16 protein-coding genes and 1 pseudogene are annotated in these 15,967 nt (G+C 70.4%); 4 read left to right on the plus strand and 13 right to left on the minus strand.

Annotated elements, in window-relative coordinates; genetic code table 11:
• From OQ789_RS15560 to OQ789_RS15580, 5 genes are all read right to left on the minus strand, one after another.
• Entirely contained in the window at positions 1-501 is a 501-nt protein-coding gene (locus OQ789_RS15560) for a transporter (RefSeq protein WP_324686860.1), read from the minus strand.
• Entirely contained in the window at positions 498-1,799 is a 1,302-nt protein-coding gene (locus OQ789_RS15565) for a dihydroorotase (RefSeq protein ID WP_324686861.1), read from the minus strand. Before OQ789_RS15565 ends, OQ789_RS15560 begins: the two co-directional genes overlap by 4 nt.
• Entirely contained in the window at positions 1,796-2,749 is a 954-nt protein-coding gene (locus OQ789_RS15570; protein ID WP_324686862.1) for an aspartate carbamoyltransferase catalytic subunit, read from the minus strand. Before OQ789_RS15570 ends, OQ789_RS15565 begins: the two co-directional genes overlap by 4 nt.
• The gene (gene pyrR / locus OQ789_RS15575) at positions 2,746-3,324 is read right to left on the minus strand and encodes a bifunctional pyr operon transcriptional regulator/uracil phosphoribosyltransferase PyrR (protein WP_324686864.1); all 579 of its coding nucleotides are present in this window, start codon (positions 3,322-3,324) and stop codon (positions 2,746-2,748) included. Before pyrR ends, OQ789_RS15570 begins: the two co-directional genes overlap by 4 nt.
• A 217-nt stretch (positions 3,325-3,541) precedes the next feature.
• Positions 3,542-3,823, minus strand: coding sequence for a hypothetical protein (locus OQ789_RS15580; RefSeq protein WP_324686866.1), 282 nt, complete (start codon positions 3,821-3,823; stop codon positions 3,542-3,544).
• A gap of 99 nt (positions 3,824-3,922) precedes the next feature.
• Here OQ789_RS15580 and OQ789_RS15585 point away from each other — a divergent pair, with 99 nt between their 5' ends.
• The 3 genes and pseudogenes from OQ789_RS15585 (at position 3,923) to OQ789_RS15595 (ending at position 6,714) form a co-directional block, all read left to right on the plus strand.
• Positions 3,923-5,137, plus strand: coding sequence for a serine hydrolase domain-containing protein (locus tag OQ789_RS15585; protein WP_324686867.1), 1,215 nt, complete (start codon positions 3,923-3,925; stop codon positions 5,135-5,137).
• Positions 5,138-5,141: 4 nt separating this feature from the next.
• Complete coding sequence (locus tag OQ789_RS15590) at positions 5,142-5,681, plus strand: GNAT family N-acetyltransferase (RefSeq protein ID WP_324686868.1); 540 nt, start codon at positions 5,142-5,144, stop codon at positions 5,679-5,681.
• Between the two features lie 15 nt (positions 5,682-5,696).
• Positions 5,697-6,714, plus strand: a pseudogene (locus OQ789_RS15595) (FAD-dependent monooxygenase).
• Here the strand turns inward: OQ789_RS15595 and OQ789_RS15600 are convergent.
• Genes OQ789_RS15600 through OQ789_RS15625 form a run of 6 tightly spaced genes read right to left on the minus strand, consistent with a single transcriptional unit; the run spans position 6,681 to position 13,399 of the window.
• On the minus strand, positions 6,681-9,368 hold the full coding sequence (locus tag OQ789_RS15600) for a fumarate reductase/succinate dehydrogenase flavoprotein subunit (RefSeq protein WP_324686869.1): 2,688 nt from the start codon (positions 9,366-9,368) through the stop codon (positions 6,681-6,683). The pseudogene OQ789_RS15595 and the gene OQ789_RS15600 sit on opposite strands and share 34 nt — an antisense overlap.
• A complete protein-coding gene (locus OQ789_RS15605; protein WP_324686870.1) occupies positions 9,365-10,117 on the minus strand; it encodes an ABC transporter ATP-binding protein in 753 nt (250 codons plus the stop codon). The genes OQ789_RS15600 and OQ789_RS15605 overlap by 4 nt, the downstream gene beginning before the upstream one ends.
• Positions 10,114-10,989 carry an ABC transporter permease gene (locus tag OQ789_RS15610; RefSeq protein ID WP_324686871.1) on the minus strand — a complete coding sequence of 292 codons (876 nt, stop codon included), beginning with the start codon at positions 10,987-10,989 and terminating at the stop codon, positions 10,114-10,116. The genes OQ789_RS15605 and OQ789_RS15610 overlap by 4 nt, the downstream gene beginning before the upstream one ends.
• The gene (locus OQ789_RS15615; RefSeq protein WP_324686873.1) at positions 10,986-12,371 is read right to left on the minus strand and encodes an ABC transporter substrate-binding protein; all 1,386 of its coding nucleotides are present in this window, start codon (positions 12,369-12,371) and stop codon (positions 10,986-10,988) included. Before OQ789_RS15615 ends, OQ789_RS15610 begins: the two co-directional genes overlap by 4 nt.
• 27 nt (positions 12,372-12,398) lie before the next feature.
• On the minus strand, positions 12,399-12,629 hold the full coding sequence (locus OQ789_RS15620) for a ferredoxin family protein (RefSeq protein WP_324686874.1): 231 nt from the start codon (positions 12,627-12,629) through the stop codon (positions 12,399-12,401).
• A complete protein-coding gene (locus OQ789_RS15625; protein WP_324686875.1) occupies positions 12,626-13,399 on the minus strand; it encodes a GntR family transcriptional regulator in 774 nt (257 codons plus the stop codon). The genes OQ789_RS15620 and OQ789_RS15625 overlap by 4 nt, the downstream gene beginning before the upstream one ends.
• Positions 13,400-13,594: 195 nt before the next feature.
• Here OQ789_RS15625 and OQ789_RS15630 point away from each other — a divergent pair, with 195 nt between their 5' ends.
• On the plus strand, positions 13,595-14,263 hold the full coding sequence (locus OQ789_RS15630) for a response regulator transcription factor (protein WP_324686876.1): 669 nt from the start codon (positions 13,595-13,597) through the stop codon (positions 14,261-14,263).
• Here OQ789_RS15630 and OQ789_RS15635 read toward each other — a convergent pair.
• Positions 14,245-15,675 carry a HAMP domain-containing sensor histidine kinase gene (locus OQ789_RS15635; RefSeq protein ID WP_324686877.1) on the minus strand — a complete coding sequence of 477 codons (1,431 nt, stop codon included), beginning with the start codon at positions 15,673-15,675 and terminating at the stop codon, positions 14,245-14,247. The genes OQ789_RS15630 and OQ789_RS15635 overlap by 19 nt on opposite strands.
• Positions 15,676-15,716: 41 nt before the next feature.
• Positions 15,717-15,902 (minus strand): hypothetical protein, encoded by a 186-nt coding sequence (locus tag OQ789_RS15640; protein ID WP_324686878.1) that lies wholly within the window; start codon positions 15,900-15,902, stop codon positions 15,717-15,719.
• Positions 15,903-15,967: the final 65 nt, after the last annotated feature.

Genomic DNA, 15,967 nt, shown 5'->3' on the forward strand with positions numbered 1-15,967 from the left:
TCACGCGGCCCCCTCCTGCCGGCGGGGCTCGAGCCACCCGTCGTAATCGGCTCGGTCGTTCGCCCGGAAACCGGTGTCGATCTCGACGCCCGAGGCCAGCCGCCAGCGGATCGCCAGAATGCCGATCCGACCCGTCATCCTGCGATCCATGCGGATGTCGGTGATCGACTCGCGGGGGATCCAAATGGGATGCGCCCGAATGCGTTCCACCATGATGCCGCCGGCATAGCGGGTCAGCACCGCTTTGCTCCGGTACCCCAAGTCACCCGCCACGATCCGCTCATGCCAGCCCGGCGCCAGCATGGAACCGCAGTAGTGCCCGCGGCTGGTGATGCTCACCGCCCCCACGTGGTCGGGGATCTCGGGCAACGCGCCGATCAGCTCCGCCTGCTGGCGCGAACGACGATGCCAGGCCCGCATCATCAGCTGGATCACCACCGTGATCACGACCACCACCGCGGCCGCAAAGATCAACGATCCCACCAGGGTGCCCGAATTCATGTCGGGGACTTGCCGTCTCGGGCGGTGATCCTGCCGCGCAGCAGCGTGGCCGTCACGGTGGCGGGCAGGGGCATCGCCTCATACGGCGTGTTGGCCGACCGGCTGGCCAGGTCGGACCCGGCGACCGTCCACGAGGCCGATGGATCCACCACCGTGAGGTTGGCCGGCTCACCCACCTCCAGCGGGCGGCCGTGATCGGGCAGGCACACGATGCGCGCGGGGTTTTCACTCATCACCCGGGCAACGTCGCGCCAGGTCAACAGCCCCGGGTTGACCATCGTGGCCACCACCACCGACAAGGCCGTCTGCAGCCCCAGCATGCCGGGGCGCGCGGCCGAGAATTCACAGCACTTCTCGTGCTCGGCATGCGGGGCATGGTCGGTGGCCACGCAGTCGATGACCCCGTCGGCCAGCGCCTGGCGCAGCGCCTCCGCGTCGGCCGCCTCGCGCAGCGGCGGGTTGACGCGGTTTCGCCCGTCGTAGCTGGCCAGCCTGGCGTCGTCGAGCATCAGGTGGTGCGGGGTGACCTCGGCGGTGATCGAGATCCCCTGCTGTTTGGCCCATTTCACGATCTCGACGGTGCCCGCAGTGGAGGCGTGGCAGATGTGCACCCGGGCGCCGGCGTCGCGGGCGAGCAGCGCGTCGCGGGCGACGATCGACTCCTCGGCCGCCCGGGGCCACCCGGCCAGGCCCAGCCGGGCGGCGGTCGGTCCTTCGTGGGCGACGGCGCCGACGGTCAGCCGCGGCTCCTCGGCGTGCTGGGCGATGAGCACGCCCAGCCCGGTGGCGTACTCGAGCGCGCGGCGCATCACCAACGGGTCGTGCACGCAGACGCCGTCGTCGGAGAACATCCGCACCTGCGCGGCCCCGGCCGCCATCATGCCCATCTCGGTGAGTTCCTTGCCGGCCAGCCCGACGGTGACGGCGCCCACCGGGTGCACGTCGACCAGGCCGACCTGCCGGCCCCGGTGCCAGACGTGGTCGGTGACCACCGGGCTGTCGGCTACCGGGGTGGTGTTGGCCATCGCGAATACCGCGGTGTACCCACCCAAAGCCGCTGCAGCCGAGCCGGTTTCGATGTCCTCGGCATATTCGCGGCCCGGCTCGCGCAAATGGGTGTGCAGGTCCACCAGGCCGGGCAGCAGCACCTGATCCGTCGCGTCGATGACGTCGAGGTCTTTTTCGAGGCCTCCGGCCTCGGCGAGCGCGCCGATCTCGGCGATCTGGCCGTCATCGACCAGCACGTCGACGCGATCGCCCTCGCCGTACAACCGCACCCCGCGGATCAAGACGGTCATGCCGCGACCCCTTCAGCGCCGACCAGCACATGGAACAGCACCGCCATCCGCACGTGCACACCGTTGGAAACCTGTTGCAGCACCGCCGATTGCGGTGAGTCGGCCACCGACGACGCGATCTCCATGCCGCGCAGCATCGGCCCCGGGTGCAGCACCACGGCGTGCCCGGGCAGCATCGCCTGGCGGCGATCGGAAAGCCCGTACAGCGAGGAGTATTCGCGCACCGACGGGAAGAACCCACCGTTCATCCGCTCGGCCTGCACCCGCAGCATCAGCACCGCGTCGGCGGCGGGCAACTCCGCGTCGAAGTCGTTGGACACGGTCACCGGCCAGCCCTCGACGCCGGCCGGCAGCAGCGTCGGCGGTGCGACCAGGACCACCTCGGCGCCCAGGGTCGCCAGCAGCATCACGTTGGAACGGGCGACCCGGCTGTGCAGGATGTCGCCGACGATCACGACGCGACGGCCCTCGATGCCGCCGAGGCGCTGGCGAATGGTGAGCGCGTCCAACAGCGCCTGGGTCGGGTGCTCGTGGGTGCCGTCCCCGGCGTTGATCACCGACGGTCCGGCCCCGTCGCCCGCGACGCCCGACGTCCAGTCGGCGAGCAGATGCGCGGCGCCGGAAGCCGGGTGCCGGATGATCAGCGCGTCGGCGCCGGCGGCGCGCAGCGTGAACGCGGTGTCGCGCAGCGACTCCCCCTTGCCCACCGACGATCCGGATGCGCTGACGTTGATCACGTCGGCGCTCATCCATTTGCCCGCCACCTCGAAGGACACCCGGGTGCGCGTCGAGTTCTCGTAGAACATCGTGACGACGGTGCGGCCGCGCAGCGTCGGCAGCTTCTTGATCTCCCGGCCCACCAGGGCCTGGGCGAACCGGTCGGCGTCGTCGAGGATGGCGGTGGCGTCGTCGCGGCTCAGGTCGCCGGCGGCCAGCAGGTGGCGCGTCATCGTGAGATCACCACCTTGTCGTCGCCGTCGCTCTCGCTCAGCAGGACGTGAACGCTCTCGGCGCGGGAGGTGGGGACGTTCTTGCCCACATAGTCGGCGCGCAGCGGCAGTTCGCGATGGCCGCGGTCGACCAGGACCGCCAGCTGCACCACCCGGGGCCGGCCCACGTCGCGCAGCGCGTCCAGCGCGCAGCGCACCGAGCGGCCGGAGTACAAGACGTCGTCGACCAGGATCACCAGCGCGTCGTCGATGCCGCCGGCCGGGATCGAGGTGGCTTCCAGTGGCCGCGGCGGCTTCTGCATCAGATCGTCGCGGTAGAGGGTGATGTCCAGGGCGCCGTGGCCGACGTCAACGCCGCTGTATTCGCCGATGTTTCGGGCCAGCCGCTGGGCGAGGATGACGCCGCGGGTCGGGATGCCCAGCAGCACCACCCGGGGCGCGGACCGGCTCGCGTCATCTAACGCGGTCTTTTCGATGATCTGATGTGCGATGCGCGAAATGGTGCGGCCCACGTCGGCCGCCGACATCAACTCCCGGGAATCACTGCCTGAGCCGGTGTCGCCCGCAGCACCCATGCGAAACTTGACCTCCTTCTCCGCCTCGCCGGACGGATCGTTAAAGGATGTCGACTGCGTGGCAGCGTAGCACTAATTTCCGGCGCGACACCGCCTGCCGGGTGCGGTGCCGTCGCGCCACCCCCGCCCTGGCCACACCAGCCCCAGGAGTCACTGGGGGCGGGCACGTGATAGGTGCCCGCCTCAGCGCGACAAGCCGTTGAGAACGCCGGGCCGGCTACGGCGGCGGAGGGTTCGGCGGAGGAGGCTCGGCCGGCGGCGCGGTGCGGCGCGGGGTGATCTTCCCGCAGTTCAGGCCGATCTTGCACTTCCATTCGCTTGCCTGGGGTTGGCTCGTGTCGCAGCACTCGTCCGGCGACGAGGGCGTCGGCTCCACCGTCGTCGACGGGTCCGCGGTGACGCGCGGCGCTTCAGCGCCGTCGACTCCGAGGAGCGCCATGGCAAACACGGCAACCCCACCACACGCCGCTGCAATCGTCCCGACCGTCCGCTTGACCATGACGCCAGAGTCTAATTTGCCCACGCCGGATGCGCGCGCCGAATGCGCGGGGGCCGGTGGGCCGATCGGGCGTTGCCACCGGCCCGCTAACCTGACCGGGTGAATCGCGCGACCCTCGATGGCAATGCCGCCTCCATTCGCGACGTGTGCGACGCAGGCCTGCTCGCCGGTGCGGTGACGATGGTCTGGCAGGGCGGAGAACTGCTGCAGGTCAACGAAATCGGCTACCGCGACGTGGACGCGGGTCTGCCGATGCGGCGCGACACGCTGTTTCGCATCGCGTCGATGACCAAGCCGGTGACCGTCGCGGCCGTGATGAGCCTGGTCGACGAGGGCAAGGTGACGCTCAAAGACCCGGTCACCCGCTGGGCGCCGGAGCTGGCCGACGTGCGGGTGCTCGACGATCCGCACGGCCCGCTGGACCGCACCCGCCCGCGCGAGGGCGCCATCCTGATCGAGGATCTGCTCACCCACACCAGCGGGCTGGCGTACGGCTTCTCGGTGTCCGGGCCGATCGCCAAGGCCTACCTGCGGCTGCCGTTCCAGCAAGGGCCGGACGCCTGGCTGGCCGAGCTGGCGAAGCTGCCGCTGGTGCACCAGCCGGGTGAGCGCGTCACCTACAGCCACTCCATCGACCTGCTGGGCGTCATCGCCGCCCGCATCGAGGGCAAACCGTTCCACCAGGTGCTCGACGAACGGATCCTGGGCCCAGCGGGCATGACCGACACCGGGTTCTTCGTCTCGCCCGAGGCACGGCGCCGCGCGGCCACCATGTACCGGCTCGACGAGCAGAGCCGGCTGCAGCACGGGGTGATGGGCCCACCACACATCACCCCGCCTTCGTTCTGCAATGCCGGCGGCGGATTGTGGTCGAGCGCCGACGATTACCTGCGGTTCGTGCGGATGCTGCTCGGCGGCGGGACGGTCGACGGCGTGCGGGTGCTCTCGGAAGAATCCGTCCGGCTGATGCGGACCGACCGGCTCACCGCGGGACAGAAGCGGCACAACTTCCTGGGCGCCCCGTACTGGGTCGGCCGCGGCTTCGGGCTGAACCTGTCGGTGGTGACCGATCCGGCCAAGAGCGCCCCGTTGTTCGGGCCGGGCGGTGTCGGCACGTTCAGCTGGCCGGGCGCCTACGGAACCTGGTGGCAGGCCGACCCCGGCGCGGACCTGGTGCTGATCTACCTGATTCAGAATCTGCCGGACATGACCGTCGATGCCGCCACCGCCGTCGCCGGTAACACGTCGCTGGCCAAACTGCGCACGGCACAACCGAGATTCGTCCGCCGCACCTATCAGGCGCTCGGCCTCTAGCGCGATGGTCGATTACCCACCCGACCGCATCGTCGGCACGCGCGTGGTGCTGCGGCTGCCGATGCTCGACGACGCGGGCGCACTGTTCCAGCGGGTCGCCCGCGATCGGGAGGTCACCAAATATCTGCTGTGGCCGCCGCACCTGGACGTGGCGGCGACCCGGCGGGTCATCACCGAGAAGCTCAACGTCGGCGGCGACGAGCGCACCTGGGTGATCGAGCTCAAGCACAGCGGCGACGTCGTCGGGCTGGCCAGCTGCCGGCGTCCGGTGCCGCACTCGGTCGAGATCGGCTACTGCCTGGGCCGCCGCTGGTGGGGCAAGGGTTTGATGTCCGAGGTGATCGGCCTGCTGCTGCACGCGCTCGACGCCGATCGGGCGGTGTATCGCGTCTGGGCCACCTGCAGTGTGGACAACGAGCGCTCGGCGCGGCTGCTCGAGCACGCGGGCTTCTTCCTGGAGGGGCGGCTGGCCCGGCACGCGGTCTACCCCACGATGGGGCCCGAGCCCCAGGACAGCCTGCTCTACGCCAAGATCCTGCGCTGAACCTAAGCTGAGCGCATGCCGGGGCCGACCGTGTTGATCAGCGGAGCGGGAATCGCCGGGACCGCCCTGGCATATTGGCTGGGCCGCGGCCGCTACCAGGTGGTGGTGCTCGAGATCGCGGACACGATCCGTCCCGGCGGACAGACCGTAGACCTGCGCGGCGCCGGGCGCACGGTGATCGACCGGATGGGCCTGCTGGAGCAGACGCGGGCCCGCTGCGGCGACGCTGTCCGACGGCAGCAGCGTGCGGGCCGATCTGGTCGTCGGTGCCGACGGCCCGCACTCGGCGGTGCGGCGGCTGGCCTTCGGGCCCGAGGAGGAATTCGTCAGGCCGCTCGGTGGTTACCACGCCTGGTTCACCGCGCCCGACACCGCCGGTCTGGACGGCTGGTTTTTGATCTACCAGGCGCCGGGCGGCCTGCTCGCCTCGCTGCGACCGTCGCGCGACCCGGGAATCGCCAAGGCGGGGTTAGCTTTTCAATCACCGCCGGTGCCCTACGACCGGCGCGACCCGGACGCGCAGCGTGAGCTGCTGGCGGCCCGGTTCGCCGGCGCCGGGTGGCACTGCGATGCGCTGGTGGCGGCCGCCCGCGCGGCCGACGACTTCTACTTCGACGCTTTCGACCAGGTGCACATGGACGACTGGTCGCGGGGGCGGGTCACCCTGATCGGTGACGCCGGCTACTGCGCGTCCCCGCTCAGCGGCATGGGCACCACCCTGGCGCTGGTCGGGGCGTACGTCCTGGCCGGCGAACTGGGCCCGGCCCGCGACGTGGACGCCGCCCGGCCGGCCGCGGCGCTGCAGCGCTACCAGGCGGTGCTGTGGCCGTTCGTCGACCGGTGCCAGACGCTGGGCAACACCATCGAACGCTACGCACCCAATTCGGCCGCCGACATCGCGATGACCGCCCTGGTCATGAAATACATGCAAGGCCGGCCGTTTCGCCGGTTCGCCGAACGCAAGTGGTTCGCCACCGGCGACGCCGTCGAGCTGCCCGACTACCCGGCGCTGTCCAGCGCCCGGCGCGCGTAGGCCCGCACGTCGGCGTCGCCGTCCTTGAGCGCGAGCCGCAGCGCGTCGCGGGCGGCGGGCTCACCGGCCCACCGGGTGAGGCTGAGCACCGCCGCCTTGCGCACGTCGAGATGCGCGTCGGTGATCGCCTCGGACAGCTGCGGCATCGCGAAGTCGGCCGGCGCGCCCGCCAGCGCACGCGCCGCGCCCTCCCGCACCTGCCAGGCCGGCGCCCGCAGCGCCTGCCTGACGGCGGTGTGATCATCCGGGCCACAACCCAATTGACCCAAAGCGGCCAGCGCGGCCGCCCGCACTAGCGGGTCGGTGTCCGCGACCAGCCGGCGCACCGTGTCGGCGCCGCCGCGCAGCGTCGCCAGCCCGGCCGCCGCCGCGATCCGCACCTCACGGTTCTCGTCGCCGGCGGCGGCGACGACGCCGGTGACGTCATCGACGGACACCAGCGCCCGCACCGCCTCGATGCGGACCCGATGGTCGACGTCGTCGAGGGCACGCCGGTAGAGCGCGGCGTCACCGGCCCGGCGCGCGGCCAGCACATACAGCGAGGCCGCGCGCACCGCCCGGTCCGACGAATCCAGGTGTTGCCGAACGCGTTCCGGCTCCGGCAGCACCTCGACCAGTTCTCGGATGCCGTCGGCGCCGGTCCGGCGGACCGCCGCGTCGTCGTCGCTCAGCGCGGCCACCAGCGCGGGCGCATAGCCGTCGGGAATGTGCTCGGTCAGCGTCGACACCGCGGTGCGGCGCACTCCCGGATCGGCGTCGGCGAGGTAGGGCAAGAGCTCGGCCACCGTGGGCTCCTCGAGTGCCAGGACCGCGGCGATGCGCGGGGATGGCGGTTCGAATGCCGTTGTGGCCGAGCCGACTCGGGACACCGCGGTGGCCGGCGCCTGGCCGCCGACCAATGGCGGTTGCGCCACCGGGTACACGGTCCGGTCGGTGGGCGGCAGTCCGTCGAGCTCCGGGACCGGCACGAAATACGGTGCCACCGGGCGCTTGAGGAACACCATCTCGCCGCCGTCACCCTTGCGCAGATTGAGGTGATAGCCCCACTGACTGTCGTCGCGGCCGGGCAGGTCGGCGCGATCGTGATAGAGGCCCCAGCGCGATTCGGTCCGGGTGTGCGACGAGCGGGCGGCCATTTCGGCGCAGTCCCGGATGAACGACACCTCCACCGCGCGCATCAGCTCGTGCGGATTGCGGGCGCCCATCTCGGCGATCTCGGCGCTCATCCGCTCGAAGGTGCGGATGGCCAGCGACAGCTTGGCCCCGGTCTTGGGGGGCGCGACGTAGTCGTTGACGAAGCGGCGCAGCTTGTATTCGACCTGCGGCTGCGGCGGGCCGTCCGGATGCCGCAGCGGCCGGTAGATCAGCTCGTGCGCCTCGCGCACCTGGTCGGCCGGGAGCTGTTGCGGCGCTGCGACATCGGCCAGGGTGGAGGCGGCGTGCGTGCCGGCCAGATCGCCGAACACGAACGCCCCGATCATGTAGTTGTGCGGCACGCAGGCCATGTCGCCTGCGGCGTACAGGCCGGGCACCGTGGTGCGGGCGTGCTCGTCGACCCATACACCGGAAGCGGAATGACCGCTGCACAAGCCGATTTCGGAGATGTGCATCTCGATGTCGTGGGTGCGGTAGTCGTGTCCGCGGTTGGCGTGGAAGGTACCCCGGGTCGGCCGCTCGGTGGTGTGCAGGATGTTCTCCAGGGCGGTCAGCGTCTCGTCGGGCAGGTGCGACACCTTGAGATAGATGGGTCCGCGCGCGGAGTCGATCTCGGATTTGACCTCGGCCATCATCTGCCCCGACCAGTAGTCGGAGTCGACAAACCGCTCGCCGAGTGAGTTGACCTGATACCCGCCAAAGGGATTGGCGACGTACGCGCACGCCGGGCCGTTGTAGTCCTTGATCAGGGGGTTGACCTGGAAGCACTCGATGCCGGACAGCTCCGCACCCGCGTGGTAGGCCATCGAGTAGCCGTCGCCGGCGTTGGTGGGGTTCTCGTAGGTGCCGTACAGGTAACCCGACGCGGGCAGGCCGAGCCGGCCGCAGGCCCCGGTGGCCAGGACGACGGCCTTGGCGGCCACCGTGACGAATTCGCCGGTGCGCGTGTGCAAGGCGGCGGCGCCCACGGCGCGGCCCTCCTGGGTCAGCACCCGCACCGGCATCAGCCGGTTCTCGATCCGGATCTTCTCGCGCATCGACCGCTGCCGCAGCACGCGATAGAGCGCCTTCTTGACGTCCTTGCCCTCGGGCATCGGCAGCACATAGGAGCCCGAGCGGTGCACCCGGCGCACCGCGTACTCCCCGTGCTCGTTCTTCTCGAACTTCACGCCGTAGCGCTCCAAGCGCTGCACCATGGCGAAGCCGCGGGTGGCGGTCTGATAGACGGTGCGCTGGTTGACGATTCCATCGTTGGCGCGGGTGATCTCGGCCACGTAGTCCTCGGGCTCGGCCTTGCCGGGGATCACCGCGTTGTTCACACCGTCCATGCCCATCGCCAGGGCGCCGGAGTGGCGCACGTGGGCCTTCTCCAGCAGCAGCACCTGCGCGCCGTGTTCGGCTGCCGACAGCGCCGCCATGGTGCCCGCGGTGCCCCCGCCGATGACCAGGACGTCACAGTCGAGCCGGGACGGGGCCGCCGGGTCGGGAATCTGCATCATGCCGCCACCGCCGAGTGATCCAGTGCCGCAATTACTTCGGTACGCAACGGGCCGCGCTGCCGATCCGCGCGCGGGTCCGGCACGTCGATCAGGGCGCGCAGCGGCTGACCGGCCCTGCCCAGCACGGCGATGCGGTCACCCAGCAGCAGCGCCTCGTCAACGTCGTGCGTGACGAAGACGATGGTCGTCGGGTGGGCACGCCAGGCGTCGATCAGCAGCCGCTGCATGGCCGCCCGGGTCTGGGTGTCCAGCGCGCCGAACGGCTCGTCCATCATCACCGCGCGCGGCGCCCCGGCCAGGCCGCGAGCCAACTGGACGCGCTGGCGCATGCCGCCGGACAAGCTCTTGGGCAGGTAGTCGCCGAAGCCGGTGAGACCGAGCTCGGCGATCCAGCGGTCCGCCTCGGCGCGCCGGCCGCCCCGCGCGACGCCGCGCAGCCGCAGGGCCAACTCGATGTTGGACCGCACCGTGCGCCAGGGCAACAACGCGTTGTCCTGGAACACCATGCCCCGGTCCCCCGAGGTCGCCGTCACCGCGGCACCGTCGGCCGCGATCCGACCCTCGTCGGGCCGCAGCAGTCCCGCCAGGGCCCGCAGCACCGTCGACTTGCCGCAGCCCGAGGGCCCGGTGAGCACCAGGATCTCGCCGGGGCGCACCGTCAGGCTCAGCCGGTCGATCACCGGTTCCCCGGTGTAGGACAAGCGAACCCGATCCAGTTCCAGATTCATTCCGGCCTTCTCTTCGGTCATTGTCCGCCTTCCTCCTCCGCTCGCGGCAGCCAACTGGTCACCCGGCGCCCCACCACCTCGACGGCCGCCGCTGTCGCGAAGCCGAGCACGCCGATGGTGATGATGCCGACGAACACCTGGGGGTAGGCCAGCACCGTGTAGTCCTGCCAGGTGCGGTAGCCGATCCCGAGTCGGCCGGAGATCATCTCCGCGGAGATCACGCAGATCCACGCCACCCCCATGCCGACCGACAGACCGCCGAACACGCCGGGCAGAATGCCCGGCAGCACAACCTGTTTCAGCACGTCCCACCGGCTGCCACCCAGCGTGCGCACCGAGTCCTCCCACAGCGTGGGCAGCGCCCGCACCGCATGCCGGGTGCTGACCAGGATCGGGAAGTACGCCGCCAGGAAGGTGATGAACACGATCCCCGCCTCGTCCGTGGGGAACAGCAGGATCGCCACCGGCACCATCGCGATGGCCGGAACGGGCCGCACCAACTCGGTCAGCGGGCCGAAGGTGTTGGCGAACAAGCGGGAACGGCCCAGCAGCACGCCCGTCGCGACTCCCACCGCCGCGGCCAGCCCGAAGCCGGTGAGGATGCGGATCAGCGACTGTGCCAGGTCCAGCCAGTACTCGCCGGTGGCGAGCCGGCGGGTCAGCGCGTGCACGATCTCGGTGACGGTGGGCAGCGTGTCGAACCGCAGCAGTAGCCGGACCTTGCCCGCGGTGAGTACCTGCCACAACCCGATCGCCGCGACCACCGACGCGAGGCGCAGCAACCGCCACCGCCACGGCGAGCCGGCACGCCGCGGGGCGGCCGGCGGCGGAACAGCCTCGACGACGTGGGCGGCCAGCGGGGCCGCCGGGTCGCCGGTCAGATAGGCGGTCATACCGAACCTCCAAGGGCCTGTTGGTAATTCACGACTGCGCCGCCCGGGTGTGCGGTGAGGTAGCGGTGCGCGCCGGCAGGTGTGCCGAACGGCAGGTAGTTCCGGCCGTCGCGCACCCACACCGCCCTGTCAGCGAACCATCGGGTGCCCAGTTCGGCGTCGGGAACATAGGCGGCACGGACCTTGGCGCCGCGGGCGGTGGCGTCCCGCACCGCCTGCAGCAGGGCGGTCGGATCGGCGACCGTCTGGGTGGAATCGGCGCCGTCCAGCCATAGTTCGCTTGCCAGGGCGGCATTGCCGGCGAGCGCCGACGGGTTTGCGGTGGCGGCCCGGGCCGAATCGTAGTTCAGGCCTCGGGCGCCGAACACCGTGCGCAGCGGCCCGTCCTGAACGAAGCCGGGTATGTCGAGGTCGGCGAAGTCGCCGATCGACTTCAGGTACGGCACATCGCTTTTCAGCGCCTCGATCAGTGACGGTTTGAGCGTCGTGTCGAACGAGGTCCCGCCGGGGCCGTTGTAGAGATACACGACTTCCTGCGGCAGGCCGCTGTCGTGGGCGACGATGCGGGCCGCCTGCAGCGGCTTCGCGTTGAGGAAATCCGTGGCGTCGAGCTGCGCCTGCAGGAAGGCCCCCAACACCTCCGGATGCGCGGACGCGTAAGAGCGCCGCACCACCACGCCGTGCAGCGTGGGCGTGTTCAACTCGGCGCCGTCGTACAGCAGCTTGGCCTTGCCCTGGAACACCAGCAGCCCCGGCCACGCGACGAACTGCGAAAGGCCTTGCACCTGACCGGATTCCAGGGCAGACGCGCCGACCTGTGGCTGCTGGTTGAGCACCTCCACCCCGTGGATGCCCGCCCTGTCCAGCGCCCGCATCAGGGTGCCGTGACCGGCGGATCCGACGCTCGCCGAGACCTTGGCGCCGGCCAGGTCGCCCAGCGTCGTCGCCGCCGACCCGGGCGCCACCACCACCATGTTCAGCGCGCCCTTGGGGTTGTAGCCGGTGACGGAGACGATCTCGGTTTTCGCCAGCGGGTTGGCCTGCGTCTTGGAGCCGTTGATCAGCATCGGATAGTCGCCCATGGAGCCGATGTCGATCTTCTCGGCGAGCATCTGCGCGGTGATCGGGGCGCCGGTGTCGTAATCCTGCCACCGCACCGCGTATCTGGTGCCGGTGCGCGTGCTGATGTCGGCCAACCGACGCTCGAGGTAGCCCTGGGCGCGCAGCAGGGTCCCGGCGGTCACCGTGTTGATGGTCTTGGACTGATAGCCCACCACCACGTTGACCACACCGGATGACTGCGACAGGGATTCCAGCGAGCAAGCGGCGGTGAGCGCGGCGATCGCGATCACGACCGACGCCCGGAAAGCGCGTCGTCTCATTTCAAAGATCCTGGGGGTGAACGCTTTTCAGCGGAGTAGATAGGGCATGTTGACGGTGACCGCACCGGTGGGACAGCGGGCCGCGCAGGGCCCGCAGTACCAGCACTCGTCGACGTGCATGTATGCCTTGCCGGTGTCGGGGTTGATGGCCAGCGCATCCAACGGACAGACTTCGACGCACAGCGTGCAGCCGTCGATACACAGCGACTCGTCGATCGTGACCGGCACGTCGGCGCGGTTGTTGTTGATCAGCGTCATGGGTTGCTCCTCGTCGGCTCAGCTCGGATCAACGAGCCGCGCATGGTGATTCGGTCGCCACGCATCCGGATGTACTCCAGGTCGACGGGGGTGCCGTCGGCTAGGCTGGTGAGCCGTTCGAGCATCAGCAGCGCCGCGCCGTCGGGCACCTGCAGCGCGGCCGCCGAGTGGGCGTCGGCCGGAATGGCCTCGAGCGCCAGCGCCGCCGAGCCCAGCCGTTGCCCGCTCACCTCCTCGATGAGCGCGAACAGGTCTTCTTTTTCGAGCGGGTCCTCCAGCGGATGGTTCAGGACCTCGCGGCCGATGCCCGGGGCGAGGTAGGTGAGGTCCAGGCTCAGCGGCAGATCACCCAGATAGCGCAGCCGCTCGACGAACACCGCCTGTTCGCCCGGCCGCAGCTGCAACCGGCGGGCCACCGACGGCGGCGCTGTAACCGGCATCGCGGCGCGCACCTCGTTGCGGACCTCACCGCGATCCTTGAACGTCTCCTTCAGACCCAGCAGCGCGTCCAGCCCGTGGTCGTACTTGCGCTGCGCGACGTGCGTGCCGACCTTGGGCCCGCGCTCGATCAGCCCCTCATGCTTGAGCACGGCCAAGGCCTCGCGAATCGTGTTGCGGGATACCGAGAATTCGGCGGCCAGCTCCAGTTCGGCGGGCAGGCCGTGTGGGTAGGTGTCGGCGTGGATCTGCTGGCGCAGCACGTCGGCGACCCGGCGGGCGCGGTCGGCCCGGGGTCCTCCAATGGGTACTGGTTGCGCCACGGGAGTCACGCTAGCGCAGCTCAGCGCCGCTTTTGGGCTTGCCGTGCGGCCCCCGTGCGCGCCGCCGGGCCCATTGCGCCGGGGCGCCTTCGGACCCGACCAGCGAAAACCACCACCCGCGGCGGTATTGCGCCACCTGCGCGAACCCGCCGGCTTTGTGATCCCGGTGAGCAGAACCCGCCGCGCCCGACGTAGCGTTGGACCATGCGCGTCCTGCTCGTCGAGGATGAACCGCGGCTGTCGGCCACGGTGGCTCGCGGGCTCACGGCGGAGGGGTTCGTCGTCGTGGCCGCGGACAACGGTGTCGACGGCCTGCGCGAGGCCACCGAAAACGCTTTCGACGTCATCGTTCTCGACATCATGCTGCCCCGCCTCAGCGGTTACGAGGTGCTGCGCCGGATGCGGTCGCGCGACGTGTGGGCGCCGGTGCTCATGCTCACCGCCAAGGACGGTGAGTACGACGAAACCGACGCGTTCGATCTGGGCGCGGATGACTACCTGACGAAGCCGTTCTCGTTCCGCGTGCTGGTGGCGCGGCTGCGGGCGTTGGATCGTCGCGGGGCGCCGGCGCGCCCGGTGGTGTTGACGGCGGGAACGCTTGCGCTGGATCCCGCCCGGCACACGGTCACCCGGGGCTCGACCCCGATCGCACTGACCCCCCGCGAGTTCGGGGTGCTCGAGTTCTTGATGCGCAACAAGGACACGGTGCTGACCAAGGCCGAGATCCTGCAGAACGTATGGGACGCGCACCATCATGGCCCCGACAACGTGGTCGAGGTCTACATCGGATATCTGCGGCGCAAGATCGATGTTCCGTTCGGCACCAACACCATCGAGACGATCCGCGGCGCCGGTTACCGGTTGCTGTGCTGAGATTTGCCGTGCTGAGACACGGGCAACGTCACGGTCATCGTCGTGCCCCCGCGGGGCGGATCGTCGACGGCGATGGTGCCCCCGTGTGCGGCAACGACTTCGGCGACGATCGCCAGGCCCAGCCCGGCCCCTCCCCCGCTGCGGGCCCGGTCGGAGTCCAGGCGCACGAAGCGTTCGAACACCCGTTCCCGGTCGGCGAGGGCGATACCGGGGCCGTCGTCGCCGACGGCGAGGACCACCACCTCGCCATGATCGCCGTGAGCCCCGTGACCGCCGACCTCGATCGTGACACGCGAAACCGCATGGCGGACAGCATTTTCGACGAGGTTACAGATCATCCGCGAGAGTGCCACCGGATCGCCCTCCAGGCGCACCGGACGGAGGTCGGTGTGGATCGCGCACCGCGTGCCGTGCCGCGCACGCTCGGCCTCGTCGTGCGCGAGATCGTCGAGCGCCACCTGCTCTCTGCGCCGCAGCAGCGTCTGCTCGTCGCCGCGGGCCAGCAACAGCAGATCGTCGATCAGCGTCTGCATCCGCCGCGCCTCGGGCAGCAGAGTGTTGACCGCCAGTTCGGCGTCGAGCAGGTCGGGATGCGCCTCGGCCACCTCCAGCCCGGAGATGATGGTGGTCAGCGGGCTGCGTAATTCGTGGGACGCGTCGCCGACAAAGCGTTGCTGCGCACGGTGGCCCGCTTCCAGGCGGGCGAGCATCTCGTTCATGGTGACGGCGAGGGCCGCGATCTCGTCGCGGCCGCCCGGCACCGGCACCCGCTCGGCCAGATCGGACGTCGAGAGGTCGGCCACCCTGGCCCGGATGGCGTCCACCGACTGCAACGACCGGCGCACCAGCCAGTAGGTCGCGCCGGCCACCACCCCGACGATCACCGGCGCGCTGCAGGCCAACAGGATCGCCAGCGTGCGCACGGTCGTCTCGACCGCCTCGGTGCCTCCGCCCACCAGCACCGTGTACACGCCGGACCCGGTCGCGACCTTTTGACCGCTCACCCGCATGTCGTCACCGGCCACCACCTCGTCGGGCAGGCCGCGGCGCAGGGTGAAGCCGAATTCGCTCGCGGCCACCAGCGGTGTTTTCGGTGCGGAGCCGGATCGCTTGACCACCTTGCCGTCCGGCCCGATCACCTGGGTTGCGACCACCCGCTGGTCGGTGGTCAGCAACGCGTTGTCGAGGTCGTCGGGCGAGTCCGACTGCAGTGCCTTGGTGATGTCGCGGACCCTCTCGGCGGCGGCGTAATCGACGCCGCCCAGCGCCGTGCGGTACAGGATCACGTCCAAACCCACGCCGGCCATGCTGAACGCGCAGAGCACGACGATCGCCGACACGGCCGCCGAGCGGGCCGAGATGCCCAGGTGCACACCCTCGATTCTGCAGGCCGGCCGGTCGGGCCGGAACATCGGGCGCCGCGCGTTCTCAGCGGTCTCTCAGCGGCCGGGTCCTACGCTGGCACCGTCATGCTTGGTATCGCGCGCCCGAAGGCCCGTTCGATCACCCGGATGCTGATCAGCGCGGCAGCCGTGGTCGCCTGCGGCGCCTTGGCGGCGGCGCCGGGAGGCGCCGACCCGAGTCCGTTCAGCACGCTGAGTTCGAGTTGCAACCAATCGCCGGGCCGGGACGCAATCATCCAGGGAATCCGGCGAGGCATCGCCGACTGGTCGCCAAGCGCGCCGCACAACTTCGCGCGCAGCA

The sequence above is a fragment of the Mycobacterium sp. 94-17 genome (genome assembly GCF_035617725.1).
Taxonomy (GTDB): domain Bacteria; phylum Actinomycetota; class Actinomycetes; order Mycobacteriales; family Mycobacteriaceae; genus Mycobacterium.